We start from the raw sequence: 23,167 nt of genomic DNA, 5'->3' as shown, positions 1-23,167 counted from the left end.
ACTAGATGTTTACAAGAACTTTTTCACACCCAGCATTGGCCAGCCGTTGACCTGCCTAATATTTCTGAACTAGATTTAAACAGGAAGTCCGCTTCACGTTGCCAACTACCAACCGATGGAGGACTCCCATGTTTTCTTCACATCCGCCGTCCTACCTCTACGCCCCGCACCGGCTCTATTGGGGCACCTTCCTCTTCACTGCCATCGCCACCCTGGCAGCGCCCCTCTACCTCCTCTTTTCTCCGGCCTATCTCACGATTATCGGCCCTATTTTTGCGGGCCTTGTGGCCCTACAGTTACCCGCGGCCCTCATCTTCTACCTCATTGCCAGTCGGGTGCTACGAACACTCACCCCATCAACCGAAGCCGGGGAAGACCGTCCTATCAAATCCACCTACGGCTGGGTAGCCCTCGCTACGTCCGCCTTACTCGGCCTCCTTGCCGTCGCCTATGCCCTCCCTGCCCTAGCCGAACAGCATCTCGGCTGGACATTTTCAGCCCCCTTCTACGGCATCACCGAACACTTCGTCGACCGCTATGCCCTCTGGCTAGGGCTGTTCTCGCTTAGCCTGACGCTCACACCGCTCATCATGCTCACAGCCCTGGCCCGCTCTCTACCTCAGGTTCTCGGCATGAAAGCCCTTACCCCGCTCTTTCTGGCCTTCTTCGCTCCGCTCTATTTCCTCCAGTGGGGCCTGAGCGGGGTCGCCATGAGCTGGGTTATCGCAGCTGCCCTGCTGGTTCTAGCCCGCTACCCGATGGGGCTACCACTGTTCCTAGCAGTGGGTGCCTACGCTGCCACCCACATAGCCCTGCTAGTAGCCTCCCCATCCAGCGAAGCCGCCCTTGCCTTCGGCGTAGAGCTCCCCTTCATGCCCCTTCTCATAGCGGCCTTACTGGTTGCCCTTCTCTTGGCAGGCGGGCAGAGTCTTGCGTCCAGCGGTTATAAGGTAGGCCCCTCCCTCAGGTAAGCTATCTGTCAATCGCTTCACATACAGGGAGAACCATGACCCGCACCGCCTACGCTATTCGCCACGTCGCCTTTGAAGATTTAGGCATCTTTGAAGATTTACTGACCGAACGCGGTTTTACCGTCGAATACCGTGACGCAGGCATTGACGCCCTCAACACCCCCGAGGTGCGCGAGGCGGATTTGCTGGTTATTCTGGGCGCTCCCATCAGCGTGAACGACACCCAGGACTACCCCTTCCTCTTTGAAGAAGTAGAACTCATCAGGGCGCGTATCGCCGCACAGAAACCAGTCCTGGGCATCTGCCTGGGCGCCCAGCAGATCGCTCTAGCTGCAGGAGCCCAGGTTGACCCCACCGGTGCCATTGAGCTGGGCTACTCCCCGGTGGAACTTACCGAAGCCGGGAAAGAATCTGTTCTCGCGCCACTGGGCAACACCCCCGTCCTCCACTGGCACGGCGATGCCTTTACCCTGCCCGAAGATTCCCTTAGCCTAGCCCGCACCCAGATGTGCGAGAACCAGGCCTTTACCCTAGAGGACGCCGCGGGGCGCCCCTACGCGCTGGCTCTCCAGTTCCATCTTGAGGTCAACCCCCGCCACATCGAGCAGTGGCTCATCGCCTACGCCGACTACATCAGGGCCTCAGAGCAGGATGTGGCGGTCATTCGCCGCGAAGCCTCCCTTTACGCCGAAAAACTCACTGCGGCCGCCACCGAGGTACTCACCGGCTGGCTGAAGAAGCTAGGGTTCTAAGGGTCTGTGGTGCTTTTCTAGTCGAGAAAGTCGTACATGGACTCTTCTCGTTCGAGGCGTTCGCGGGTTGCTTCGTCCAGCCCACGCGTGAGAGCCCGCGCTTTTCGGTAGTCACTCATGGCCAGAAGTAGGGTGGCAATGGCGAATGAGAAGGTCAGGATTCCACTGGTGTTCCCGAAGGCCGCAGAGAGGCCAATGACGTCGGGGCCCAGTAGGGCTGCCGCCGCCGAGATATTCTGCCCCTCTAGCCGGTCGGGAGCAACCATGCCAAAGAAACCGGCTAACACCCATGTAGACGCCGCCACAAGGGCGGTGACAGGTGGCAACCCCGCCCGCTTTCCGGCGCCCTGCAGCCCCATCTCTTTATAAGAAAACAGTGCAGCCACCAGCAGAATGATGAGTAAGGCGGGGCCGAACGATATCGCGTAGATAGGCACAAGCTCTCCCCCGGCGCCAAAGAGGGCGCGCCCGGCGGTAATCCAGGTAGCCGAGATAAAAGCCATAGGTACCAGCAAGTAGGCTAGGGCCTGACGCACAAGGCCCGGCTGCCGCTGTAGACGCGGGTGGGCAGAAGCAGAGTCAGGGCTAGATGTAGAGTGCTCTTGGTTCACCCCACCTATCCTAACCGGGCAGAGCTCTGCGGACGGGTAGGGTGGTATATATGAGCAGACTTGAAGCTATTTTCTTTGACCACGACGGAACCCTTGTAGACACCGAGCCCCTCTGGGCAGAGGCCAAAACCGCACTGACTGCCGAGTTTGGAGCTACCTGGACCGAACAGGATACGCTCATGGCTCTGGGCAAGCCTGCCGCAGTCACCTTTGCCCGCATGCAGGAGCTGGGTGCAGATGTTTCTGCTGACGAACTCTACGACCGCCTTAAGGCTAAAATGTCGGTTCTCTTGAAGGACGCCCGTGTGGAGCTCTTGCCCGGCATTGAGGCGCTCTTGGCACAGGTGGCTGAGGCGGGCGTCCCCGCAGGAATTGTCACCAACGCAACCACCGAGGTTGCTGCCAACACCGCCAAGCTGGCACCGGAGGGACTTTTCAAAACCCTGGTCACCGACGAGCAGGTCACCCACGCTAAGCCCGATCCTGAGCCCTACCTGCTTGCAGCCCGCAATTTAGGGGTAGACCCCGCTAACTGTGTTGCTGTAGAGGACTCTGCTTCTGGCGCTCAGAGTGCTATGGCCGCAGGCATGAAAGTGGTCGTCGTACCCGGCATGACCGAGGTGCCCGAACACCTGGGCCACGCCCGCTACGCCCACACAGAGCTCACCCTTGATAAGATTCGGGCATTGATCGAAGGCTAAGAGCTACATTGCCACGCACTAAAGGCGGGTCTATCGCGCGACAGACCCGCCTTTAGTGCGTGGTTCGAGTTTTAAGCTCTGCGGCTTACTTGAGGTTACCCTGACCGTCTTCGAGGTGGCCGCGCAGGAACCACTGGAAGAGCTCCAGTTCAGCGGTCTGGCCAATCAGCAGATCCTCGGTGATGGGGTCGATGTCGCCCACCTTTGCAATAGCTGCACGGTGGTCTTCAACTACAACGTTGTAGACCTCGTTCAGGGCACGGATGTGAGTCAGTGCGTCTGCACGGTCAACATCGTATTCAGCCCAGGTGCGCTTTTCGACCAGGTCGCCGGAGAGGCCATTGGGAGCTACACCCATGGTAGCCATGCGCTCTGCAATGGCATCGACGAAGCCGCGTACCAGGTCGACCTGGGGGTCGAGCATTTCGTGAACAGCGATGAAGTTGGGGCCAACGACGTTCCAGTGGGCGTGCTTAAGCACCAGGTGCAGGTCGTTCAGGGCGTGCAGGCGAAGCTGCAGAACGTCGGCTACGTGGTGGCCTGATTCTTCGGTGAGACCGGGGACGGTGAATGATGCGTACTTGCTCATGGCAGGCTTTCCTTTCGTGAGTGTACCGGGCTGTGCGGGAGAGCCCGGTGACTTGTCTACATCTAACCTTACGCATCTCGTTGCAGCTTTTCAAGGCTTATTGTGAATAAATCATAATAAGTAAAACCTGGCATGACTAGGAAATATACCTACATTTCAGCTTATGCAAGCCTAACCTCAGCGGTGGTGACCAGTACAAACACCGCCACAAACACTACATATCTGAATTAGCGCAAAAGAACCAGCGCTAATTAAAACCGTCAAAAAAAAATTTTCTGCCTTCAGCTCGCTCCCCACCCACAGGCGTCCGCGCAGAGCTACATATCACTTTGCACAGAAAGTACCTGAATAGATAGAGTAGTAGGCGACGAAGGGGAGTAGTTCCCACAGGCGCCCAGCGCCAAAGCGGTTTATCGACATACTGGCTCGCCCACCCCCTAGGTGCGGCACCCGGTAAACCACCGCTTCTCACAAGCGGCGAGCGAGACCTTCGGCTAAGAAAACTACAGTTTCTTTAGCCGAAGTGTATGCAGTTTAGCCCCGCTTCGGCTCCTGACCAAAGGTAAACACCATGCCAGCAGCCGCCCCGCACGCCCCCTCCACCCAGCCAAGCCGCGCCCAGATTCGCCGCTGGCGCCGCTATCTCGCCGAAGAAATCTCAGAAGCCCGCATCTATGCCGCCCTGGCCGACCGGGCCGAGGGAAAAGAAGCAGAAATCCTCAGAGAAGTCGCCCAGGCAGAACTCCGACACCAGGACCACTGGCGCACCCTACTGGGCGAACACGCCACGCCTGAGCCGCGCCCGTCCGTATCTGCCCGCTTTCTAGAGCTTCTTGCCAAGAACTTCGGCTCAGTCTTCGTACTCGCCCTAGCCCAGCGCGCCGAGGGCCGCTCCCCCTACGCGGAAGACCCCGACGCCACCGAAGCCATGGCCGCCGACGAGGCAATCCATGAAGAAATCATTCGAGCGCTCTCCACCTCTGGCCGCGAAAAGCTCTCGGGCAACTTCCGCGCCGCCGTCTTTGGCGCTAACGACGGCCTGGTCTCAAACGCTGCCCTCATCATGGGTGTGGGCGCGACCGGCGTCAGCAGCTCCATGGTGCTTCTCTCCGGCGTTGCCGGCCTACTTGCAGGCGCTCTCTCCATGGCCGCCGGCGAGTTCGTTTCGGTGCGCTCCCAGCGCGAACTTTTGGACGCTTCCCGCCCCACCCAGGTCACCCTCGATGTGGCCCATCAGCTCGATATTAACCAGAATGAGCTAGAACTGATTTACAAGGCTCGCGGCATGAGCGAGGAGGCCGCCCGCCACCGCGCCATGGAACGCTTCGGCTACTTCACCTGCGACTGCGACCCCTCGCTCTCCTTCCGCGACGATATTGAAGGGGCGGACGCCGAGGACGCCCACGGTGCGCTCGGCAGCGATGTGGGGGCTGCCGCCTCAAGCTTCTGTTTCTTTGCATCCGGAGCCCTCATCCCGATCCTGCCCTACATTTTCGGCATGTCGGGCGGGGCAGCCATGCTGATTTCCATGCTGCTGGTGGGCTTTGCCCTGATGGGCACCGGCGGCGTAGTGGGCCTACTCTCAGGTGCCTCACCTCTCAAGCGCGGCCTGCGCCAGCTAGCGATCGGCTACGGCGCAGCTCTGGCCACCTACCTACTGGGCCTGCTGTTCAATACGGCGGTGCTGTAAATAGCCCGTCCCGAAAAAGTTAGGGGTGGGCGTTTCAAGGGCCCACCCCAACAGCGTCTTACCTAGCCCCACCGAAGAACAGTCGTTGTATGCAGCTCATTTGAGAACACTCGACTGCCGGTGACCCCGTTAGAAGAGTAGGTAATCGTACCTGACTGAATATACGAGGTAAATTGCAGGCGACTCTGAGCGGTGTAGTAGGCGCTTTGAATCGTTACCGGGCTTGGCATAATAACGACCTGAGCATATAGGCGCCCCTTAGAGTCGTAAGTAACGGTGAGAGGCTTAGCTGTGGTGACGGTAATTCGGCCGCGGAAGGTGCCAGACCCGTCAGGATTGAGGGTGACAGTTGGGGCATCAGCAACCCAGTTGGACTGCACACCGGCCTGAGCCAGGTAGGTCGCACCGGTATTGAGCACGTCTGAGAGCGTGCCCGTGCGCCGCTGGTTCCATTTGGTGCGGCTACCAATCTGCATACCCGTATTCAGCTGAGGGTTCCCATTAAAAAGAAAGTTAGCCTGCTGGGGAACGTAAAACTCAACGTCCGTTACGAAGACAGCACCCGCCGCCAAGGTAGCACTACCCCCTGCGACATAGTCGGTTCCGGTTCCGACATTGGTCGTGGGGACGGAAAACCAGAAGCCACTAGAGTTTGCATAGGCACCGGGCTTTCCAGACCCGCTGTTGGTAACCGGGGTGAACGAACCTTCCCCGTTCGCGATCCAGCTGCTCGACAGGTCTTGGGCGCGTTCACGCGAATCGTCCCAGTTGAAGTCAGATTCGGGGTTGGTACCAGCAGCTTTTGCTTCAAAGTAGCTCTGAGGGGTTGTCGGCCAGCCGGTTGACTCCTGGCTTTGCACATATCCCACGTTGCCCCCGTTCAGGGCCGCCGAGACAAATAAGCCAGCCTGAATACCGCTTTGGCGCGACATAGACGCCGCATAGGCTGGCACCGCTGTACCAGCAAGAACTATAGGGGTTGACCAGGCGCCAGCTTGAACGAGTGAACGACGTGACAGCTCTAAGCCCATCACTTATCTCCCTAAAATTTATTCATATAAAAAACAAGTCCATAGTTAATGTACAAGAAAAGCCAGGCTTTCCAGGTGAAGCGCAAGATTCACGGAACCCTGCAGAGACACCGCTACAACAAAAATCAAGTATGGAAAAAGTCAATTTACCTGGGCAAACAATTTAGATATGAAACAGATTCTGGGTAAAGTATTCCAAATTTGTCCCCACAAGAGTGGTCAATTAGATACAAGCGTGTCGAAACAAGACTTCATACAGCCACCCTGGGGCACACCGAAAATCATCTAGTAAAAAAAATTTGTCCCTAATCAAACTAAAGGGTATAAATACACAAAAAACCTGACTATTTATCTACAACAAATCAAAAACAGGTTTCGATATATCTAGAAATATATATGTTTTTTACAGACATAAAATCTTAAAAGCCCACACCTGTCCACATAAGAGCACCTATCCAGTACAAAAGTATCAGATAAATCCCAGACTTTTTAAGCTAAACTCTATATTTATGGGGGACAAACCACGACTTGGTGCCCAAATCACACTATTTTCAAGGCTTCCGCCACCTTCTAAACAGCACACCCCTGCTACTATGTTTTAAAACCTAAATTTTCCAGATACTTTTTGATAGCAGTGTGAAATTTTTGGCTTTCTCGCGCATTATTAGAGGTCGCCTAAAACTCTTTCAAGCCGTATCACCACTGGAATCACTCGCAATTACTGGGGCCTTCATTCACTCGCTTGGCCCCGCTTTAGAAGGAAAACAATGAACAACGTTTCACGCCGCACCCTGGCAAAGGGCGCCGCTTGGGCAGCTCCCGTCGTTATCTCCACCGCTGCTATTCCTGCCTATGCAGCAAGCTCATCAGTTTGCTCAAGCACCTCACCTGCTACCAGCATCACCTGGGCAGACTTTGTACGCGATACCGCTGTCTCTGCACAGGGCAGCACCAGCCACTCAGGCTCCGTTACCACCAACGATGGTAAAGCAGTTCTTACCATCACTCACGTCTCTTCAACCGGTCCTTCCCTCTCAAACTCTCAGGACCTCATCACCAACAAAAACTCATCCGGTTCAGTCGCTTTTGCCTCCTACTCAGGTCTGTCTGACTACCTCTTCTTCCAGACCCTGCAGAGCGGCACCAACGGCTACACCGGTGGTACCCAGCAGTCAACCGTTACCATGAGCTTCTCAACCCCTGTTACCGGTTTCTCCTTCATCATCGGTGACGTTGACCAGGGCTCCAACTGGCAGGATGTTTTCACCGTTAGCTCTTCCCTGCAGGGTGTAGCCACTTCTGCCCCCGGTGTCACCGGTGGAGCCACCATCTCCACCAGCGGCAACACCACCACCTTCACTGCAACTAAGGCCAACACCAACCTGAGCTACACCTCTTCAGCAGGTAATGTTACCCTGACCTTCCCCGAGCCTATCGATACCATCACCCTTACCTGGGCCAACGGCAGTAACCGTACTGGTTCCCAGAACTTCGTTATCGGTGGCAACACCACTCTGAACGTCTGCTCAACCGGCACCTCATCTAACTAATCTGCCCGGCAGGACAGGGGCCCTGAACCAGCTTGCTGGTCAGGGCCCCTTCCTATGCCTGCTCCCCTACCCCAGGAATACGGGGCAGGGCGGTTCCCTTCCCCCATATAAACAAGGACGCCGGTGGTCACGCACCTGCGTAACCACCGGCGTCCTACCTGCTAGGGGACACTAGCTTACTTGTTAGCAAAAATTTCGCGCATGAGCTGGGCAGCCTCTGAGGGGGTCTTACCCACCTTCACACCAGCGGCTTCCAGGGCCTCCTTCTTCGCCTGGGCGGTGCCAGATGAACCGGAGACAATCGCACCCGCGTGGCCCATGGTCTTACCCTCGGGAGCGGTAAAGCCGGCAACGTAGCCGACAACGGGCTTGGTGACGTTAGCCTTGATGAACTCAGCAGCGCGCTCTTCAGCGTCGCCGCCGATTTCACCGATCATGACGATAGCCTCGGTCTCGGGATCAGCCTCGAAAGCTTCGAGAGCATCGATGTGAGTGGTGCCGATGATGGGGTCACCGCCGATACCGATAGCGGTGGTGAAGCCGATGTCGCGCAGCTCGAACATCATCTGGTAAGTCAGGGTACCTGACTTGGAGACCAGACCGATCTTGCCCTTACCGGTGATGTTGGCGGGGGTAATACCGACCAGGGACTCACCGGGGGTGATGATGCCGGGGCAGTTGGGGCCGATGATGCGGGTAATCTGCTTGCCATCAGCGCCAACCTTGCTCTTGGCGTAGGCCCAGAACTCAGCGGTATCGCCCACGGGCACACCCTCAGTAATAACGACGACCAGGGGAACCTCAGCGTCGATCGCTTCGATCACGGCGTCCTTGGTGAAGGCCGGAGGAACGAAGACGATGGAGACGTCAGCGCCGGTTTCCTTGACGGCTTCAGCGACGGAGCCGTAGACGTTCAGCTCAACATCGTTACCGGAGGCGTCCTTGTGGGAGACGGTAGTGCCGGCCTTGCGGGCGTTGACGCCACCGACGACCTGGGTGCCGGCTGCGAGCATACGGGCGGTGTGCTTGGTGCCTTCACCGCCGGTGATGCCCTGAACGATGACCTTGGAGTCCTTGTTCAAAAAGATAGACATTGTAAAAACCTTCTAGTAATAATCAGCGGTGATTTAGGCGGTGTGGGCCAGCTCGGCAGCCTTGTCGGCACCGGAGTCCATGGTCTCTGCCTGGTGGACCAGGGGGTGGTTGGCTTCGGTGAGAATGCGGCGGCCCTCTTCGACGTTGTTGCCGTCCAGGCGGACGACCAGGGGCTTAGTTGCCTTATCACCGAGGATTTCCAGGGCCTTGACGATACCGTTAGCAACGGCGTCGCAGGAGGTGATACCACCGAAAACGTTAACGAAAACAGACTTGACCTGCTCGTCGTTGAGGATGATATCCAGGCCAGCTGCCATGACCTCAGCAGAAGCACCGCCACCGATGTCGAGGAAGTTAGCGGGCTTGACATTGCCGTGGTTTTCACCGGCGTAGGCAACGACGTCCAGGGTAGACATGACCAGACCCGCGCCGTTACCGATGATGCCAACCTCGCCGTCCAGCTTGACGTAGTTGAGGTCGTTTTCCTTGGCCTTAGCTTCCAGGGGGTTCTCGGCTGACTTATCGACCAGGGCCTCGTGCTCGGGCTGACGGAACTCGGCGTTATCGTCCAGGGAGACCTTGCCGTCCAGGGCCAGGATCTTACCGTCGCCGGTCTTGACCAGCGGGTTGACCTCAACCAGGGTGGCGTCTTCCTTCTTGTAGACCTCGCCCAGCTTGACCAGCACAGCGGCGACGTCCTCGCGCACGTCCTCAGCGAAGCCAGCAGCCTCAACAATTTCGGCGGCCTTCTCGGCGGTGATACCATCCATGGGGTTGACCTCAACCTTGGCCAGGGCCTCGGGGCGCTCAGCAGCCAGGGTCTCGATGTCCATGCCACCTTCAACGGAGCACATGGCCAGGTAGGAGCGGTTAGCGCGGTCAAGCAGCATGGAGAAGTAGTATTCTTCAGCGATGTCTGCGCCCTGGGCAATCATCACACGGTGAACTGTATGGCCCTTGATGTCCATACCCAGAATCTGCTGGGCGTACTCGTAAGCCTCATCAGCGGTCTTAGCGACCTTCACGCCGCCAGCCTTACCGCGTCCGCCCACCTTAACCTGGGCCTTAACAACGGTGACGCCACCGATTTTCTCAGCTGCTGCCTTTGCTTCTTCAGGGGTGGTAGCTACGATGCCCTGAAGCACGGGAACGCCGTGCTTCTCAAAGAGATCGCGTGCCTGGTATTCAAACAGGTCCACAGGTGTGTCCTTCTTCGTCGAAGTCATGCCAGAAAGCGGTGCTCCCGGCGTTTACATGTACGAAGTTCGGTGCCCGCCCCATTGCGAGAGCTGGAGCACACAAAGCTTCTCCACAAAGAAACTTTAGCGCACTTGCCTACAGGGGTGCGAACTTATTTCCCTCTGAATGAAACAAACCTGTCAGTTACCGCCGACGCTCCCCTACCGGGACTATTTAACCTTCTCGCAGGCGTCCAAAATATTGACCAGGAAGGGGGCTGTATCGGAGGCGCGAGGCACCATCAGGTACTCCAGCTCGTCAATGCGCCAGAGCATAATGCGGGCCTCAGCTACGGTACAGGACAGGGCCTTGCCCGGGTCGAAGAAGTCCGGCGGGAAGTCAAAGTGGACGACCTCATCGATGACGTCCGCCGCCGCTACTCCGCTCAGATTCAGCACGGTTCGGTTGACCGACACATCAAGTACCAGCCCCTCGTCGCGCCCCAGGGCGGCAGCAAGGGCCCGGCCCAGCTTGACCGCGTCCACCCTGGTCACTACCAGGTAGACGCCCTCCTCAACGTAGAGGCAGGCAACCACCTGGCGGGTGCCATACAGCAGATGCAGGGCGGTCGCATCGCCAGTTACCTGACCGCGAGTAGTCGGTAGGGCAGCGCCCAGCACCTTCTCAATGCGGCGGGCGGCATCGGTCGAGGGATCAATTTCAATACGAAAAAGGAAGAGATCAGAAATCTCTTGAAGCTGCACGCGGGTATCGGTCACCTCATCCATTGCCTCCACAAATTCTTCGGCGATAGAGGGAAGGTTAGAGTCGTGATGATCCATGGTCGTCCTTGAGTGAATCGGGCAGAAAAGAGCCCGGCACCACGGGCGGTACCGGGCTTCTTATATCTTAGTCGGTCTTCTTTGTCAGCGGCGCGTAGCGCAGCAGGAGTCGTTTCTCTTCTTTGGCAAAGCGCACCTTGGCGACGGTTTTATCGCCGGCCCCTTCAACCGCGGTCACGCGGCCCTCACCAAAGCTGGTGTGCTCAACACGGTCGCCGACCGCGAGCGCCGGAATTTCCTTGTTCTGCTGCACGCGGGAGACCTGCCGGGCTGCTGCCTTGAGTCCGTAGGTAGAAGACCCGTTGACTTCGCTAGTGGAAGGTTCGGCAGGACGCCGCCGCTCGGCCGGTTCGTCAAAGCGGCTGGAGTAGGTGGAGGACCCGTACGAAGAACCGTACCCGCTCACAGAGCTGCCACCGCGGTTGCCTGCCCAGCCGCCGCGTCCGCCCGCGTAAGCGCCCCCGTAGCCGCTACCGGAGTAGCCGCCAAAGGATGAACCGGTGCGCTTCCAGTCAATGAGCTCTTCGGGGATCTCTTCAAGGAAGGGCGACGGCGGGTTGAACTGGCTCTGGCCCCACATAGAGCGGTTCTCAGCGCGGGTGAGGTAGAGGCGTTCCATGGCGCGGGTCAGGCCCACGTAGGCCAGGCGGCGCTCTTCGCTCATCTCAGAGTCGTCGGTGAGGGCCCGCTGGTGGGGGAAGAGACCGTGCTCCATACCGGTCAAGAAGACCACGGGGAATTCTAGGCCCTTAGCGGTATGCAGGGTCATGAGGGTAATGACGCCCTGGGAGCGGGCTTCTGCCACCTCAGCGGCAATCTGGGCAGCGGACGGACCGCCCTCCTGCTCGGCCTTGGGCTTATTGGGGATCTGGTCGGCGTCAGCGACCAGGGCGACGTGTTCGAGGAAGTCTTCCAGGGTGGCACCTGCGTTGTCGATTTCGAACTCGCGCACGGCGTCCACCAGCTCGGAGAGGTTCTCGACGCGGGATTCGTCCTGAATATCCTTGGATTCGCGCAGGGCCGCCAGGTAGCCGGTCTGCTCCAGCACGGCTTCGAGGCAGGTGGCTGCCGACTCGGTGGCAGCGAGTTGGGCCAGGTCGTCAATCATCTGGGCAAAGGCAGCCATTTTCTTCACGGCGGCTGCGCCCAGACCGGGCACCTCGCTGCCCTGGCGCAGGGCAGCCATGAAGGAGATACCGGTAGCGCGGGCGTGGTCGGCGACCACACTTTCAGACTTAGCCCCGATTCCGCGTTTGGGTTCGTTGAGCACGCGGCGCACGTTGATGTCGTCATCGGGGTTAACCAGCACGCGCAGGTAGGCCAGGGCGTCCTTGATTTCCTTGCGCTCGTAGAAGCGGGTACCACCGACCACGCGGTAGGGCAGACCCACACGCATGAGCATTTCTTCAAGGGTGCGGGACTGGGCATTGGTGCGGTAGAAGATAGCCACATCGCCGGGGGCGGTGCCGTGCTCATCGCGCAGGCGGTCAATTTCCTGGGCAATGTAGCGGGCCTCAGCGTGCTCGGATTCTGCCACGTAGCCGGTGATTTTCGCGCCGTCGCCGCTGGCCGTCCAGAGCTTCTTGGGCCTGCGGCCCTTGTTGCGCTCAATCACGGCGTTCGCCGCCGAGAGGATGTTCTGGGTGGAACGGTAGTTCTGCTCCAGCAAGATGGTGCGGGCCGCCGGGTAGTCCTGCTCAAAGTCGGTGATATTGCGAATATCAGCCCCGCGGAAGGCATAGATGGACTGGTCAGAGTCACCCACCACCGTCAGCTCAGCGGGCGGGTAGGCATCGGGGTAGGGGCCGTTATCGGCAGACCCGGTCTCAGGGCGCAAGGACGCCGCACCCCCCACCAGCTGCCGCACCAGCTGGTACTGGGCGTGGTTGGTGTCCTGATATTCGTCAACCAGGATATGGCGGAAGCGGCGGCGGTAGTACTCGGCTACCTGGGGGTGGTTCTTCAGAAGGTTGACGGTCTCGAAGATGAGGTCATCGAAGTCGAGGGAGTTCGCTGCCCGCAGGCGCTCGGTGTAGGCCGTGTAGACCTTTGAAATCACGCCTTCCCAGGGGTCGGTGGGGCTGGTTTCGGCTGCGAACTGTTGGGCGCTGACCAGCTCATTCTTGAGGTTAGAGATACGGTTGCCCACCACCTTGGCGGTGAACTTCTTGGTATCAAGGTTCATCTGCTTGATGATGAGCGTCAGCAGGCGCTGGGAATCAGCCGAGTCGTAGATGGAGAAGGTCGATTTGAGCCCCAGGGCTTTAGCCTCGCGCCGTAGCACCCGTACGCAGAAAGAGTGGAAGGTCGAAATCCACATGCTCTGAGCCCGCGGCCCCACCAGGGCTGTAATGCGCTCCCGCATCTCAGCTGCGGCTTTATTGGTGAAGGTAATCGCCAGAATCTGACCCTGGTGGGCACGGCCCGTCGCTAGCAGGTAGGCGATACGGTGGGTCAGAACGCGGGTCTTGCCCGACCCGGCACCCGCCACAATCAGCAGCGGGCTGCCCGCGTGCTTGACCGCTTCAGCCTGGTGCTCATTCAGCCCTGCCACCAGTGTCTCGGGGTTGACGCTGGGAGCGGGGCGGGCGTCCTCAACATCAGGCATAAACCCGCCCACCTGATAGGCAGGCGGCACAAAATCGTCAGCGGGAGGAGCCGCATCGTAGAAAGGATCAAAGGGAGGTTCGTCAAAGAAGGGATCGCCCTCAGGTTCTGCTGACCGTTTAGGGGCAGGGGCGGGCATAAAATCGTCGTCATCAAACATAGAAGAACCCTCCAAAAATCAACCGTCAACTCCCCATTTTAGGCGAGAGGGCCACAGCCCACACCCGATTGAGCTGACAGATAAGATAGACAGCATGGGTCTTTCAAAAGGTCAGAAGAAACGCCTCTACGGCGAGAACACGCAAGCGCACTCCCCCGCGCCCTCAGCAGCCAAAGCGAGGCGGACGTCCGCGCCCCCTCGCGGGCAGGGGGCAGGGCCGCGCGTCGTCACCGACTACAGCCGGGCAGAGCTTGCCGCCGAGCCGGAAAAGGGCGGGGGTTCCTATATTTTCTTAGGCGTTGCCTTTGTCGTGACGGTGCTATTTTTGCTCTACTACTACCTCATGCTGCTACCGGGGGTGTCGGCGGCTGCCGGTGCTACCGCCCCGGAACTCATGCTGCGTTTTGACGCCCAACACCTACAGACTGTAGCGGCGGGCCTGGGTGTAGAGGGCTTGCAGGCCTATCAGGTGCTCCACCGTTCTACGGGGCTCATTCTGCCCCTGATTTTTGCTTTCACCTGGTGGAATATGGTGCGAGCCTCCAAGTTTGAGCTACTGGTGGGCCGGCTGATGCTGACCCTGCCGGTGGCCTACGCCCTGGTCTTTATCGCCGGTGGTTTTGCCGTTGACTCGGCCCTCGCTGACCCGCTGGGCGGCACTACGGCTCTTGCCTCCCTTCTGATGACCGCTCGCTGGGCCCTATTCGTGCTCTGCCTGGTGCAGCTGGGCTACCTGGCGCTGCGCCTGGTCAGAAGCAAGATGGACGCCTTCGCCCGCGGCGAGCTGCCCGGGCAGTGATGTTAGGCTAGCGTCCCGCCCGCCCGCGTCCGCCCCCCCTAAAAGTGCAAGTGCCTGTGCAAAAGTGACAGGCACTTGCACTTTTTAAGCGGCAGCTAGTCGCCGCACCCCATGCCGTAGCAACAGACTCACCACGTGCTGCGGGCGGTGGGTGAGGTCTTCATAGGTGATTCGCAAGACCTTCCAGCCCTCGTTCTCTAACTCGCGCTGTCGGAAGAGATCTTGCTGTCGCTGTTCGTCAAAAGACCGATAAGCCCCGGTGTACTTGATACGGCCGTCTACCTCGAGAATAAGCCTGAGGTGCCGCCACATAAAATCAGGACGATAGCGGCGGCCGCTACTCGTAACCACCCACCGCTGCAAGGCGGGCAGCTCAAGATTTTCAAGCACCATCAGAAAATACGCCTGAGATTCTAGCGGTGATTCGAGCTCGGTCGTCAGGCTCCGCGCCAGAGTACGAGCTTGCTTCGCACCACGGTCGGAGACGGCTAGTAGTGCATCGTACAGCAGGTACTGGTTGCACAAGTTCTGGTGGAGAAAATAGTGTGCAACCGTCACCGTGGTGAGCGCCCGCTGGTGACCGATACAGCTCAGGACGGTGTCTATAGGTGAGAGAACCGTAAGGCCCTGGTACTCCTGTGCCCTATTTATTGCTTCAGCAGGAGTGACGCAGCGGCGAATGCCCTGCTGTTTGCCGCGATCGCGCCAGGAACTCGCGAGGTAGATATGAGAGGGGAGTTCAAGGAGGGGCGCTCCCCAGGCAAGAGCAGCGGACGTGCGTGTAAGGACGGCGTGTGAGCGGGTTTTGCTCACCGCTATGTGGTGTATCAGGGCACGCTCGGTAGGGGTTGCCTGGGCGAGAGTCTGGGTTTTGATATAGGCACCCTGTCTGAGACGGACAAGCTCTTTGGACCGCACTGCGTCACTAATTTTGCGACTGGTCAGTCCCTGTAGTCGTAGGTCACCGGTAAGAAGTACTGAGTTATATAGGTGCTGGCTCATGGTGTACAGGGTGACTGAATCAGGGGCGTTGACGCTAGCCCTGTGGACGCAGGGGCCGGTTAGCGCGTCTTAACGCCGCAGGAAAAGTGCATATGCCGTCGACTTATCCACAGGCGTTTGCATTTTTCGGGTGGCGTACAGGTTTTCGTGTAAACTGGTGGGGTTGCGCCCTCGTAGCTCAGGGGATAGAGCACCGCTCTCCTAAAGCGGGTGTCGGACGTTCGAATCGTCTCGGGGGCACAAAAAGAGAGGGTATGCCATACTGCGCGGAGCGCTGGCATACCCTCTCTTTTTGTGCCCGGCGTTAAAAATAAGGCCCCCAGGCCGGATTTAGCCGGTTTTAGAGCTAGCTTTGCTGATGCCATACTGCGCGGAGCGCTGGCATACCCTCTCTTTTTGTGCCCGCCTGGGGGCGTTAGTTGCGGGTTTTCTTTTTTCGGTAGGCTAGCCGAGAGATGACAAGCCCGAGGACGATGCCGATGCCGCCGGTGATGGAGACCCACATGGCTGCGTGCCCGACGAAGATGGCGATGATGAGGCCGAGGACGATGCCGGGTATGGCGCCGGCTACCATTCCGATGGCCATGTAGGTGAATTCTTGGTCGGATGAGCCGGCTGGGCTTTCGAATTGGGGGCTGTTTAACTTCTGCGACATAGTTCCAATCCTAGCTGTGCCTTCTACCGGAGTCGAAAAGTGGGTATAAAAAATGCGCCCCAGCTGGTCGTCTGGTGCGCATATGCAAACCTGTGTTTGCGGGGGATCCTTACCGTGTGATGTGTGGTAGGAATTCTTGTGTTCGTTTTCAGTAGGAAAGTGACCAGCTACTGAATGAACGTCACCGACTGGGGCAGTTTTGGCTGCCCCGTACCGTGTGAGAAGTCTTAGATGCCAGCGGTGTAGTAACCGTCAACGGGCATGAAGCCGCCGCCGTCAACTGCGGTCAGCTGGGTGCCCTGTGAGGGGTTGAGAGCTGAGATCATCTGGCCGTTACCAACGTAGATGCCTACGTGTGCGTAACCGTTGGTGAAGACGATGTCACCGGGCTGGGGGTTTGAGGTGGGGGTCAGCTCGGTTGCCATGGTGTAGGTGTAGGCGGTCAGGTTGATGCCTGCCTGTGCGTAGACGTAGGAGACGAAGCCTGAGCAGTCCCAAGCCTTGTAAGTCTTGCCGCCCCAAACGTAGGAGCCGCCGATGCCGTCGTAGGCAGCTGCCAGGACGGTTTCGCGAGCGGTTGACAGGTCAACGTTGCTGGAAACCTCAGCGGTGGCGTTTGCCTGGGGGGCGACGGTTGAGGTGGTCTCAACTGCGGTGTTTTCAACAGTGGTAGCTTCGTAGCCCCAGGTGTTGTAGTTGTAAGAGTGTGAAGCCAGTGCAGGTGCTGAGTGAGCGGGTGCTGAAACTTCAGCTACTGCGAAAGCGTTTGCGGGTGCAACGGTTGCGGCGAGCATAGCGCCTGATGCTGCAACGATACCTGCGGTACGTACGATGGTTGACTTAGCCATTTTGTTTTCCTCCATTGCCGAACGAGGTGAGCTGTCGGGTTCGAGCATGAAGTTCGCTCGGCCGCAGAGTGTGCGACTTAACCCCTAGGGTTCTCGGTGGAGAGCCCGAAAGGTGGGTCCCCCGCTTCTGCCGTGATGTATTTTGTTTTGTTGTCCTGTGAACAGTGGCAGAACTAGGCGGTGCTGTTCGTAGGGTGCTAATCCGACCAGTGATGAGCACGAAATAGAACATTACACAGCCTCAACCGATTTGTCACGCTTTGGTTACAATTTCGAAGAAGCACCCCCGAGGTACAAAGTAGGGTGATTGATTTTTTAGCATTCAGGACGCGTCCAGCTGGGGCTTATGAGGCACATATAGTTCGCTTTGACAAGGTGAAACAAAAAGAGATTCCAACACTTTATCGGCACCTTCACCTGCCTCTTCTATCAGGTTTTTAACAGCTTTAATTTAACTGAGAAGCCGACCACTTAAGGTTTTCAGGGGTGCCAACACTGCAATTTCAGGCCCCGCTAAGCACCTGCCAGTCCCGCTTCAGCAAGACCAACAGCCCGCAGACACCCCCAAAACATAACGATTTGATAACAAAAAAGGGAGCCTGCCACCAGCAAGCCCCCCTTTTTTGTTACCCAATTGTTATCTTTTGACGATAATTGCTTCCGCAACTTCAGCACTGAGCGTCAGCGATTCTTCCTCACCGTCAGCATGAACCAGAACCGAGCCGTCCTTATTACCCAGAATTGAGACGGTGGCCCCGTAGACAATTCCGGCATCACCCAGACGCTTCAGCAGCTGCACGTCGGTCTGAATGAACTCGGGCAGGCGAGAAACAGTAAAGCGGTCGTCCTCAGAAGAGTCACGGCCAGCAATCGACATGGTGACGGTGCGCCCGTCATTCTCTTCGCTCTCAGCACCCAGCTCTTCCAGGCCAGGAATCGCATTGCCGTAGGGCGAGAACTTAGGTTCGTTGAGCAACTCCAGTAGGCGGCGCTCGACGCGCTCACTCATCACGTGCTCCCAGCGACAGGCTTCCTCATGAATGTATTCCAGGTCAAGACCAATAACGTCTGCCAGCAGGCGCTCAGCCAGGCGATGCTTGCGCATCACCTCCACTGCCTTCTGGCGCCCCTCTTCGGTGAGCTGGAGGGAACGGTCGCTGGCAACGGTGAGCAGACCGTGGCGCTCCATGCGGGCGACGGTCTGAGAAACGGTGGGGCCGGAGTGCTCAAGGCGCTCTGCAATACGGGCGCGCATGGGAGTGATGCCCTCTTCCTCAAGCTCCAGCACGGTGCGCAGATACATTTCGGTGGTATCAATGAGGTCAGTCATGCCTTCTCGGATCTCCTTGGGCCAGCCCGCACGGTGCGCGGGTTGTTAGGTGCAGTGGTTTTGCCCTTAATTGTATGCGCTACCAGCTTGAGTAGGCGTTTACTCTCTTCAAGAGCTGAAATTGTTGCGCCCGCACCGCGCCCCTTCGGTTTGCGGCGCAGTCCGCCCCAGCCCTACACCGAGGCCATCTCACTATATAAATTTATTCCCCACATTTTGGGCCGGTACGGGGTGCTTGAGGGCTGTGGGGCCCGCGCAGGTTGCACAATAGAAACAGCAGGACGCCGGCGGCACCCCCTCCCTCACATCAACGCATAGCCGCCCCGGCACATGTGCTGCTCATGTCTAGGAGATATTCAGTGACCACTTTTCCCGTGATTCCCACCGAGATGCTACCTGCCGACGGCCGTTTCGGTGCTGGCCCCTCTAAGGTACGCCCCGAGCAGGTTGCCGCCGTATCAGCTGCCGCCACCACCCTGCTAGGTACCTCCCACCGCCAGGCTCCAGTCAAGAACCTGGTCGGTGAGATTCGCGAGGGCCTGCGCGCTTTCTACTCTGCCCCCGATGGCTACGAGGTGATTCTGGGCAACGGTGGCGCCACCGCGTTCTGGGATGCCGCAACCTTCGGCCTGGTTGAGAACAAGGCTCAGCACCTGACCTTCGGTGAGTTTGGCTCTAAGTTTGCTTCAGCCACCAAGGCGGCCCCTTTCCTGGCTGATTCCACCGTTATTTCTTCTGAAGCCGGTACCCGCCCCGAGGCCCGTGCTGAAGAGGGCGTAGACGTTTATGCTTGGCCCCACAACGAAACCTCAACCGGTGTTTTTGCCCCGGTAGCCCGCCCTGCCGGTATCGCCGATGATGCCCTGGTGCTGATTGACGCTACCAGTGCCGCTGGCGGCCTGGATGTTAACGTGGCCGAGTCCGACGTCTACTACTTCTCACCCCAGAAGAACTTTGCCTCTGACGGCGGCCTGTGGCTGGGCCTTTGGTCACCGGCAGCGGTTGAGCGCGCTGAGCGTATCGCCGCTTCTGACCGTTGGATTCCCGATTCCCTGAACCTGGTTACTGCTATTAGCAACTCCCGTCTCAACCAGACCTACAACACCCCGGCTCTGGCCACCATGATTATGCTCAATGAGCAGATTAAGTGGATGAACGAGCAGGGCGGCCTGGCTTTTGCAGCAGCCCGTACCGCTGATTCTGCAGGCCGTGTCTATGCCTGGGCCGAGGCTAGCGAGTACGCCACCCCCTTTGTGGCTAACCCGGCTGAGCGCTCCAACGTCATCGCTACCGTTGATTTCGATGAGAGCATCGATGCCGCTGCTATTGCTAAGGCTCTGCGCGCTAACGGTATCGTCGATACCGAGCCTTACCGCAAGCTGGGCCGCAACCAGCTGCGTATTGCCACTTTCACCGCTATTGACCCCGAGGACGTCTCGGCCCTGCTTGACTGCATCGACTACGTGGTCGAAAAGCTCAAGTAGTTGTAGCTACGCAAAGATAAGGACGCCGCTCCCCCGCCAACCTGCCACCGGGCAGGAAGGCGGGGAGCGGCGTCCTTCTTTTCTTAATCTTTAGCGGGGTTCTTGCAGGTCGATTGCTGCTGTGACCGGGGGCGGCTCCCGGTCAGGGCTCTCAGCGGTTTCAGGGCGCGGACGCAGCACCAGGCGGGTGCGGGCCTGCCTGTCGTAGTGCAGGTGCAGGTGCTTATATTTCATGATCCAGATCAGCCCGATCAAGGCCGCCAGGAAGCCGGAGGCAGAGGCAACGCCCAGGCCCCAGCGAGCGCCGAAGACGTCGTTGACCAGCCCGACCAGGGGTGAGCCGATAGGGGTTCCGCCGATGAATACAGCCATGTACACGCTCATAACCCGCCCCCGCATAGCAGGCTCGGTTGTTACCTGCACGTAGGCGTTTGCTGAGGTGATGATGGTCAGTGCCATGAGCCCGAGCGGAATCAGGGCCAGGGCAAACAGCCAGAGGGTGGGGGCGAGTGCCGCCAGTAGGGTTGCCATGCCGAACCCTAGGCAGGAGGCAAACATGAACCGCATGCGTGGGGTATCTCTTCGGGCTGCCAGCAGGGTGCCTGTCACCGAGCCGATGGCAACAACGGAGTTCAGCAGCCCGAATTCACCCGCGCCCTGACCGAATTCGGTGGTCGCCATAGCCGCAATATTGAGGGCTGTATTCAGGCCGAAAGTACCAATCAGGAAGGCTGCCACCATCACCACGATGATGTCGGGGCGATGTTTAAGGTAGATAAGACCATCGCGCACCCGGTTTTGAGCGGCGGACGACCGTGGCAACTGCCGTAATTCATTCTCACGGATAGCGACGATTGCCAGGATCATGGCGATGAAGGTCAGGGTGTTCAGTAGGAAGACCGGCCCGGTGCCCACCGCAACAACCAGCAGGCCGGCAACCGCCGGCCCGATCATGCGGGCGACGTTGAAGGACATGGAGTTGAGCGCTACGGCATTAGGCAGGTCTGCGTCTGAGACAAGTTCTGAGACGAAGGTAGAGCGCACCGGGGAGTCCAGGGCTGAGACGATGCCCAGGGCTAGCGCGAAGAGGTAGACGTGCCAGATAGCAACATGGCCCGATAGCACCAGGAGCCCCAGCCCGAGGGCCAGCAGGCCCATGGTGCTCTGGGTCCATAGGAGAATTTTTCGCCGATCGCCCCTATCGGCAAGCGCCCCGGCATAGGGGGCTAGGAAGAGGGGCGGGGCGAACTGCAGAGCGATGACGATACCCATCTGGGTAGAGTCGTGGCTTGAGAGGTCGTTGAAGACCAGCCAGTCCTGGGCGGTGCGCTGCATCCAGGTGCCAATGTTAGAGACAAGGGCACCGATAAACCAGAGACGGTAGTTAAAAATCCATAGGGAGCGGAAGGTTTTATTCCGCTTAGTTACTGGTTGGGGTTCTGGTCTCTGGGCAGCTGTCATTCAGCGCTGGCACCTACCTGAGCTTCTTCGGTGAAGTCGGTATCGTCCTCGCTCTCTGAGGCGCCGTCACCGTAGTCCGCATCGTCATGGTCGTACTCTTCTTCCTCCCGGTCTTCGGGTAGGAGACGGTCAGCCCAGGGCACCCAGGCCGGGGCCAGTAGGGCGTCATCGCCGGGGAGCAGGCCAACCTCACAGACGGTTGCTACCTTCGAGCGGGGGGCACGCGAGAGGGTGGCGAACCAGAACCAGCCGCGATAGCCCGGTAGGGTGCACTCAAAGAGGTGGGTGGTCAGGCGCTCTTCTTCACCGCGCAGGTGGTGGACGGGGCCGATAGCGTTTTCCGGGGCAATGTCAGCTAGGCCTGCGAGGGCTACGTCTTTAGCCGCGGCAAGGACGGCGTCGACCTTGCTGGTACGGCGACGGCGGGTGGGTTCACCCAGGGTTGGTTCAGGGGCGGACGCCGGTGCCTGCTCAGCGGCTTCGGGGCCGGGCTGCTCATAGCTTTCTGCGCTCGAAGCGCCGGGGGCTGTTAGCTCGTCTTTTACCTCTTCAGTCATACTCCTATTAAAGCAGGCCGGTAGAGGCTGTGGCCGCTCCTCTTCCTCGCGGCGTAATACCCGTGCTTCTTTAGGCAGCTATAGCGGGCCTTGATAGCTTAGAGATATGTCTTCTGAACACACTGAAATTCCTGAGTTACCCTACGGCGGTGCTATCCGGGCTCTGGGTCTTGTAGCCGGCGTCCTGATGCTGGTGGGCACCCTCTCCGGTGTCACTATGCTGTTGCTGAAGTGGGCTACCGGAGCTGCTCCCGAGATCTTGAGCATTACACCGCTGCTGACTCTACCGCTAGCTTTTTTGGCCTTGTTAGGAGCCCTGTTTCTCACTCTGCTTCGCCGCCGAGCTAGCTAGAGACTGGGCTCTGCCCTTTTGCTCACGGCGTACTTACCGCATTTTCCCAGCAGGGCTAAGGCAAACTCAGCAGAACATACAGCTGCACACAGCTAGTGCACAGGTAGTAAGCGCACAATTAAAAGCGTGAATACCAAAGAACCTGAAGCAAAACTGCTGGTCGTCGACGACGAACCCAACATTCTAGAGCTCCTCGCAACCTCCCTGCGTTTTGCGGGCTTTGAGGTTGTCACCGCAGCCAACGGCCGTGAGGCTCTTGAGAAGGCTGAGACCGAGTCACCCGACCTGGCTGTACTCGATGTCATGCTGCCCGATATGGACGGCTTCACCGTCACCCGTAAACTGCGTAGCTCCGGCCGCCTCTTCCCCGTCCTCTTCCTGACCGCTAAGGACGACACCGAAGACAAGGTCACCGGCCTCACCGTAGGCGGCGACGACTACGTCACCAAGCCCTTCAGCCTGGACGAGGTTGTTGCCCGCATCCGCGCCGTCCTGCGCCGCACCCAGCCCCACATCGAAGAAGATTCCCGCCTGCGCGTGGATGATCTGGTGCTAGACGACGATGCCCACGAGGTCTTCCGCGGCGACCGCGAAATCGACCTTTCTCCCACCGAGTTCAAGCTGCTGCGCTACCTGATGCTCAACCCCAACCGTGTGCTCTCCAAGGCCCAGATTCTGGATCACGTATGGGAATACGACTTCAACGGTGATGCCTCCATCGTGGAGTCCTACATCTCCTACCTGCGCCGCAAGATTGATAACGACCAGAACCTACCCCCGCTGATTCATACCAAGCGCGGCGTCGGCTACCTGCTTCGTACCGCTAACAAAAACTAAGGGGTTACGAGTTTGCGCTCTCGTCTCTCTGTGCACCGGCTGGGTTCGCTCTCCTTGCGAACCC

The 23,167-nt window shown here is 58.6% G+C and carries 22 protein-coding genes, 1 tRNA gene and 1 riboswitch; of the genes, 10 read left to right on the top strand and 13 right to left on the bottom strand.

The window, feature by feature from the left end; translation table 11 throughout:
• Positions 1-128: 128 nt before the first annotated feature.
• Together L7A20_RS03855 and L7A20_RS03850 are read left to right on the top strand one after the other, a co-directional pair.
• Complete coding sequence (locus L7A20_RS03855; RefSeq protein ID WP_237222466.1) at positions 129-971, top strand: hypothetical protein; 843 nt, start codon at positions 129-131, stop codon at positions 969-971.
• A gap of 35 nt (positions 972-1,006) precedes the next feature.
• Positions 1,007-1,723, top strand: a complete 717-nt coding sequence (locus L7A20_RS03850) for a glutamine amidotransferase (RefSeq protein WP_237222465.1) — start codon at positions 1,007-1,009, stop codon at positions 1,721-1,723.
• Positions 1,724-1,740: 17 nt separating this feature from the next.
• Here the strand turns inward: L7A20_RS03850 and L7A20_RS03845 are convergent, their stop codons facing one another.
• On the bottom strand, positions 1,741-2,334 hold the full coding sequence (locus tag L7A20_RS03845) for a hypothetical protein (RefSeq protein ID WP_237206013.1): 594 nt from the start codon (positions 2,332-2,334) through the stop codon (positions 1,741-1,743).
• Positions 2,335-2,384: 50 nt separating this feature from the next.
• On the opposite strand from L7A20_RS03845, the gene L7A20_RS03840 reads away from it, so the two are divergent.
• A complete protein-coding gene (locus tag L7A20_RS03840; RefSeq protein ID WP_237222464.1) occupies positions 2,385-3,035 on the top strand; it encodes an HAD family hydrolase in 651 nt (216 codons plus the stop codon).
• 85 nt (positions 3,036-3,120) lie between these two features.
• Here L7A20_RS03840 and L7A20_RS03835 read toward each other — a convergent pair whose 3' ends face one another.
• Positions 3,121-3,624, bottom strand: coding sequence for a Dps family protein (locus tag L7A20_RS03835; protein ID WP_185174115.1), 504 nt, complete (start codon positions 3,622-3,624; stop codon positions 3,121-3,123).
• Between the two features lie 571 nt (positions 3,625-4,195).
• Between L7A20_RS03835 and L7A20_RS03830 the strand changes: the two genes are divergently transcribed.
• On the top strand, positions 4,196-5,314 hold the full coding sequence (locus tag L7A20_RS03830; RefSeq protein ID WP_237222463.1) for a VIT1/CCC1 transporter family protein: 1,119 nt from the start codon (positions 4,196-4,198) through the stop codon (positions 5,312-5,314).
• Between the two features lie 62 nt (positions 5,315-5,376).
• Here the strand turns inward: L7A20_RS03830 and L7A20_RS03825 are convergent, their stop codons facing one another.
• Positions 5,377-6,345, bottom strand: a complete 969-nt coding sequence (locus L7A20_RS03825) for an amino acid oxidase (RefSeq protein ID WP_237209153.1) — start codon at positions 6,343-6,345, stop codon at positions 5,377-5,379.
• A 767-nt stretch (positions 6,346-7,112) separates the two neighbouring features.
• Between L7A20_RS03825 and L7A20_RS03820 the strand changes: the two genes are divergently transcribed.
• Entirely contained in the window at positions 7,113-7,895 is a 783-nt protein-coding gene (locus L7A20_RS03820; RefSeq protein WP_237222462.1) for a hypothetical protein, read from the top strand.
• A 176-nt stretch (positions 7,896-8,071) separates the two neighbouring features.
• Here the strand turns inward: L7A20_RS03820 and sucD are convergent, their stop codons facing one another.
• The 4 genes from sucD to pcrA form a co-directional block, all read right to left on the bottom strand.
• Positions 8,072-8,989 carry a succinate--CoA ligase subunit alpha gene (gene sucD, locus L7A20_RS03815; protein ID WP_237195048.1) on the bottom strand — a complete coding sequence of 306 codons (918 nt, stop codon included), beginning with the start codon at positions 8,987-8,989 and terminating at the stop codon, positions 8,072-8,074.
• Positions 8,990-9,022: 33 nt separating this feature from the next.
• Complete coding sequence (sucC, locus tag L7A20_RS03810) at positions 9,023-10,189, bottom strand: ADP-forming succinate--CoA ligase subunit beta (RefSeq protein ID WP_237195058.1); 1,167 nt, start codon at positions 10,187-10,189, stop codon at positions 9,023-9,025.
• 210 nt (positions 10,190-10,399) lie between these two features.
• Positions 10,400-11,011 (bottom strand): sarcosine oxidase subunit gamma family protein, encoded by a 612-nt coding sequence (locus L7A20_RS03805; RefSeq protein WP_237222461.1) that lies wholly within the window; start codon positions 11,009-11,011, stop codon positions 10,400-10,402.
• A 67-nt stretch (positions 11,012-11,078) separates the two neighbouring features.
• A complete protein-coding gene (pcrA, locus tag L7A20_RS03800; RefSeq protein WP_423817423.1) occupies positions 11,079-13,778 on the bottom strand; it encodes a DNA helicase PcrA in 2,700 nt (899 codons plus the stop codon).
• A 94-nt stretch (positions 13,779-13,872) separates the two neighbouring features.
• Here pcrA and L7A20_RS03795 point away from each other — a divergent pair, with 94 nt between their 5' ends.
• The gene (locus tag L7A20_RS03795; protein WP_237222460.1) at positions 13,873-14,577 is read left to right on the top strand and encodes a hypothetical protein; all 705 of its coding nucleotides are present in this window, start codon (positions 13,873-13,875) and stop codon (positions 14,575-14,577) included.
• Between the two features lie 84 nt (positions 14,578-14,661).
• Here L7A20_RS03795 and L7A20_RS03790 read toward each other — a convergent pair whose 3' ends face one another.
• Positions 14,662-15,390 carry an endonuclease domain-containing protein gene (locus L7A20_RS03790; RefSeq protein WP_237222459.1) on the bottom strand — a complete coding sequence of 243 codons (729 nt, stop codon included), beginning with the start codon at positions 15,388-15,390 and terminating at the stop codon, positions 14,662-14,664.
• 356 nt (positions 15,391-15,746) lie between these two features.
• Here L7A20_RS03790 and L7A20_RS03785 point away from each other — a divergent pair.
• Positions 15,747-15,819, top strand: a tRNA-Arg gene (locus tag L7A20_RS03785).
• A 175-nt stretch (positions 15,820-15,994) separates the two neighbouring features.
• Here the strand turns inward: L7A20_RS03785 and L7A20_RS03780 are convergent.
• The 3 genes from L7A20_RS03780 to L7A20_RS03770 all read right to left on the bottom strand — a co-directional run bounded on the left by L7A20_RS03780 (position 15,995) and on the right by L7A20_RS03770 (position 18,412).
• Entirely contained in the window at positions 15,995-16,234 is a 240-nt protein-coding gene (locus L7A20_RS03780) for a hypothetical protein (protein ID WP_237207604.1), read from the bottom strand.
• 227 nt (positions 16,235-16,461) lie between these two features.
• Entirely contained in the window at positions 16,462-17,082 is a 621-nt protein-coding gene (locus L7A20_RS03775; RefSeq protein WP_237222458.1) for a C40 family peptidase, read from the bottom strand.
• A 4-nt stretch (positions 17,083-17,086) separates the two neighbouring features.
• Positions 17,087-17,239, bottom strand: a riboswitch (cyclic di-AMP (ydaO/yuaA leader).
• Positions 17,240-17,719: 480 nt separating this feature from the next.
• Positions 17,720-18,412 carry a metal-dependent transcriptional regulator gene (locus L7A20_RS03770; RefSeq protein WP_237222457.1) on the bottom strand — a complete coding sequence of 231 codons (693 nt, stop codon included), beginning with the start codon at positions 18,410-18,412 and terminating at the stop codon, positions 17,720-17,722.
• Positions 18,413-18,753: 341 nt separating this feature from the next.
• On the opposite strand from L7A20_RS03770, the gene serC reads away from it, so the two are divergent.
• Positions 18,754-19,896 carry a phosphoserine transaminase gene (serC, locus tag L7A20_RS03765; protein ID WP_237222456.1) on the top strand — a complete coding sequence of 381 codons (1,143 nt, stop codon included), beginning with the start codon at positions 18,754-18,756 and terminating at the stop codon, positions 19,894-19,896.
• A gap of 90 nt (positions 19,897-19,986) precedes the next feature.
• On the opposite strand, the gene L7A20_RS03760 is transcribed toward serC, so the two are convergent.
• Complete coding sequence (locus L7A20_RS03760) at positions 19,987-21,357, bottom strand: MFS transporter (RefSeq protein WP_237222455.1); 1,371 nt, start codon at positions 21,355-21,357, stop codon at positions 19,987-19,989.
• Positions 21,354-21,914 (bottom strand): DUF3027 domain-containing protein, encoded by a 561-nt coding sequence (locus L7A20_RS03755; RefSeq protein ID WP_237222454.1) that lies wholly within the window; start codon positions 21,912-21,914, stop codon positions 21,354-21,356. Before L7A20_RS03755 ends, L7A20_RS03760 begins: the two co-directional genes overlap by 4 nt.
• A 106-nt stretch (positions 21,915-22,020) precedes the next feature.
• Here L7A20_RS03755 and L7A20_RS03750 point away from each other — a divergent pair, with 106 nt between their 5' ends.
• Positions 22,021-22,266 (top strand): hypothetical protein, encoded by a 246-nt coding sequence (locus tag L7A20_RS03750; RefSeq protein ID WP_237199293.1) that lies wholly within the window; start codon positions 22,021-22,023, stop codon positions 22,264-22,266.
• A gap of 126 nt (positions 22,267-22,392) precedes the next feature.
• Positions 22,393-23,103 (top strand): response regulator transcription factor, encoded by a 711-nt coding sequence (locus tag L7A20_RS03745; protein WP_185174100.1) that lies wholly within the window; start codon positions 22,393-22,395, stop codon positions 23,101-23,103.
• The last annotated feature ends 64 nt before the right edge of the window (positions 23,104-23,167 follow it).

Origin of the sequence: Rothia nasimurium, from assembly GCF_928381415.1 — a bacterium.
Lineage (GTDB): Bacteria > Actinomycetota > Actinomycetes > Actinomycetales > Micrococcaceae > Rothia > Rothia nasimurium_H.
The sequence above is the reverse complement of the archived record's forward strand: the minus strand, read 5'-3'. Positions and strand labels throughout refer to the sequence as shown.

Coding starts and splice junctions, on each gene's coding strand:
- L7A20_RS03855 (WP_237222466.1), top strand. CDS start 129: ATGTTTTCTTCACATCCGCCGTCCTACCTCTACGCCCCGCACCGGCTC.
- L7A20_RS03850 (WP_237222465.1), top strand. CDS start 1,007: ATGACCCGCACCGCCTACGCTATTCGCCACGTCGCCTTTGAAGATTTA.
- L7A20_RS03840 (WP_237222464.1), top strand. CDS start 2,385: ATGAGCAGACTTGAAGCTATTTTCTTTGACCACGACGGAACCCTTGTA.
- L7A20_RS03835 (WP_185174115.1), bottom strand. CDS start 3,624: ATGAGCAAGTACGCATCATTCACCGTCCCCGGTCTCACCGAAGAATCA.
- L7A20_RS03830 (WP_237222463.1), top strand. CDS start 4,196: ATGCCAGCAGCCGCCCCGCACGCCCCCTCCACCCAGCCAAGCCGCGCC.
- L7A20_RS03825 (WP_237209153.1), bottom strand. CDS start 6,345: ATGGGCTTAGAGCTGTCACGTCGTTCACTCGTTCAAGCTGGCGCCTGG.
- L7A20_RS03820 (WP_237222462.1), top strand. CDS start 7,113: ATGAACAACGTTTCACGCCGCACCCTGGCAAAGGGCGCCGCTTGGGCA.
- sucD (WP_237195048.1), bottom strand. CDS start 8,989: ATGTCTATCTTTTTGAACAAGGACTCCAAGGTCATCGTTCAGGGCATC.
- L7A20_RS03805 (WP_237222461.1), bottom strand. CDS start 11,011: ATGGATCATCACGACTCTAACCTTCCCTCTATCGCCGAAGAATTTGTG.
- pcrA (WP_423817423.1), bottom strand. CDS start 13,778: ATGTTTGATGACGACGATTTTATGCCCGCCCCTGCCCCTAAACGGTCA.
- L7A20_RS03795 (WP_237222460.1), top strand. CDS start 13,873: ATGGGTCTTTCAAAAGGTCAGAAGAAACGCCTCTACGGCGAGAACACG.
- L7A20_RS03780 (WP_237207604.1), bottom strand. CDS start 16,234: ATGTCGCAGAAGTTAAACAGCCCCCAATTCGAAAGCCCAGCCGGCTCA.
- L7A20_RS03775 (WP_237222458.1), bottom strand. CDS start 17,082: ATGGCTAAGTCAACCATCGTACGTACCGCAGGTATCGTTGCAGCATCA.
- L7A20_RS03770 (WP_237222457.1), bottom strand. CDS start 18,412: ATGACTGACCTCATTGATACCACCGAAATGTATCTGCGCACCGTGCTG.
- serC (WP_237222456.1), top strand. CDS start 18,754: ATGTCTAGGAGATATTCAGTGACCACTTTTCCCGTGATTCCCACCGAG.
- L7A20_RS03760 (WP_237222455.1), bottom strand. CDS start 21,357: ATGACAGCTGCCCAGAGACCAGAACCCCAACCAGTAACTAAGCGGAAT.
- L7A20_RS03755 (WP_237222454.1), bottom strand. CDS start 21,914: ATGACTGAAGAGGTAAAAGACGAGCTAACAGCCCCCGGCGCTTCGAGC.
- L7A20_RS03750 (WP_237199293.1), top strand. CDS start 22,021: ATGTCTTCTGAACACACTGAAATTCCTGAGTTACCCTACGGCGGTGCT.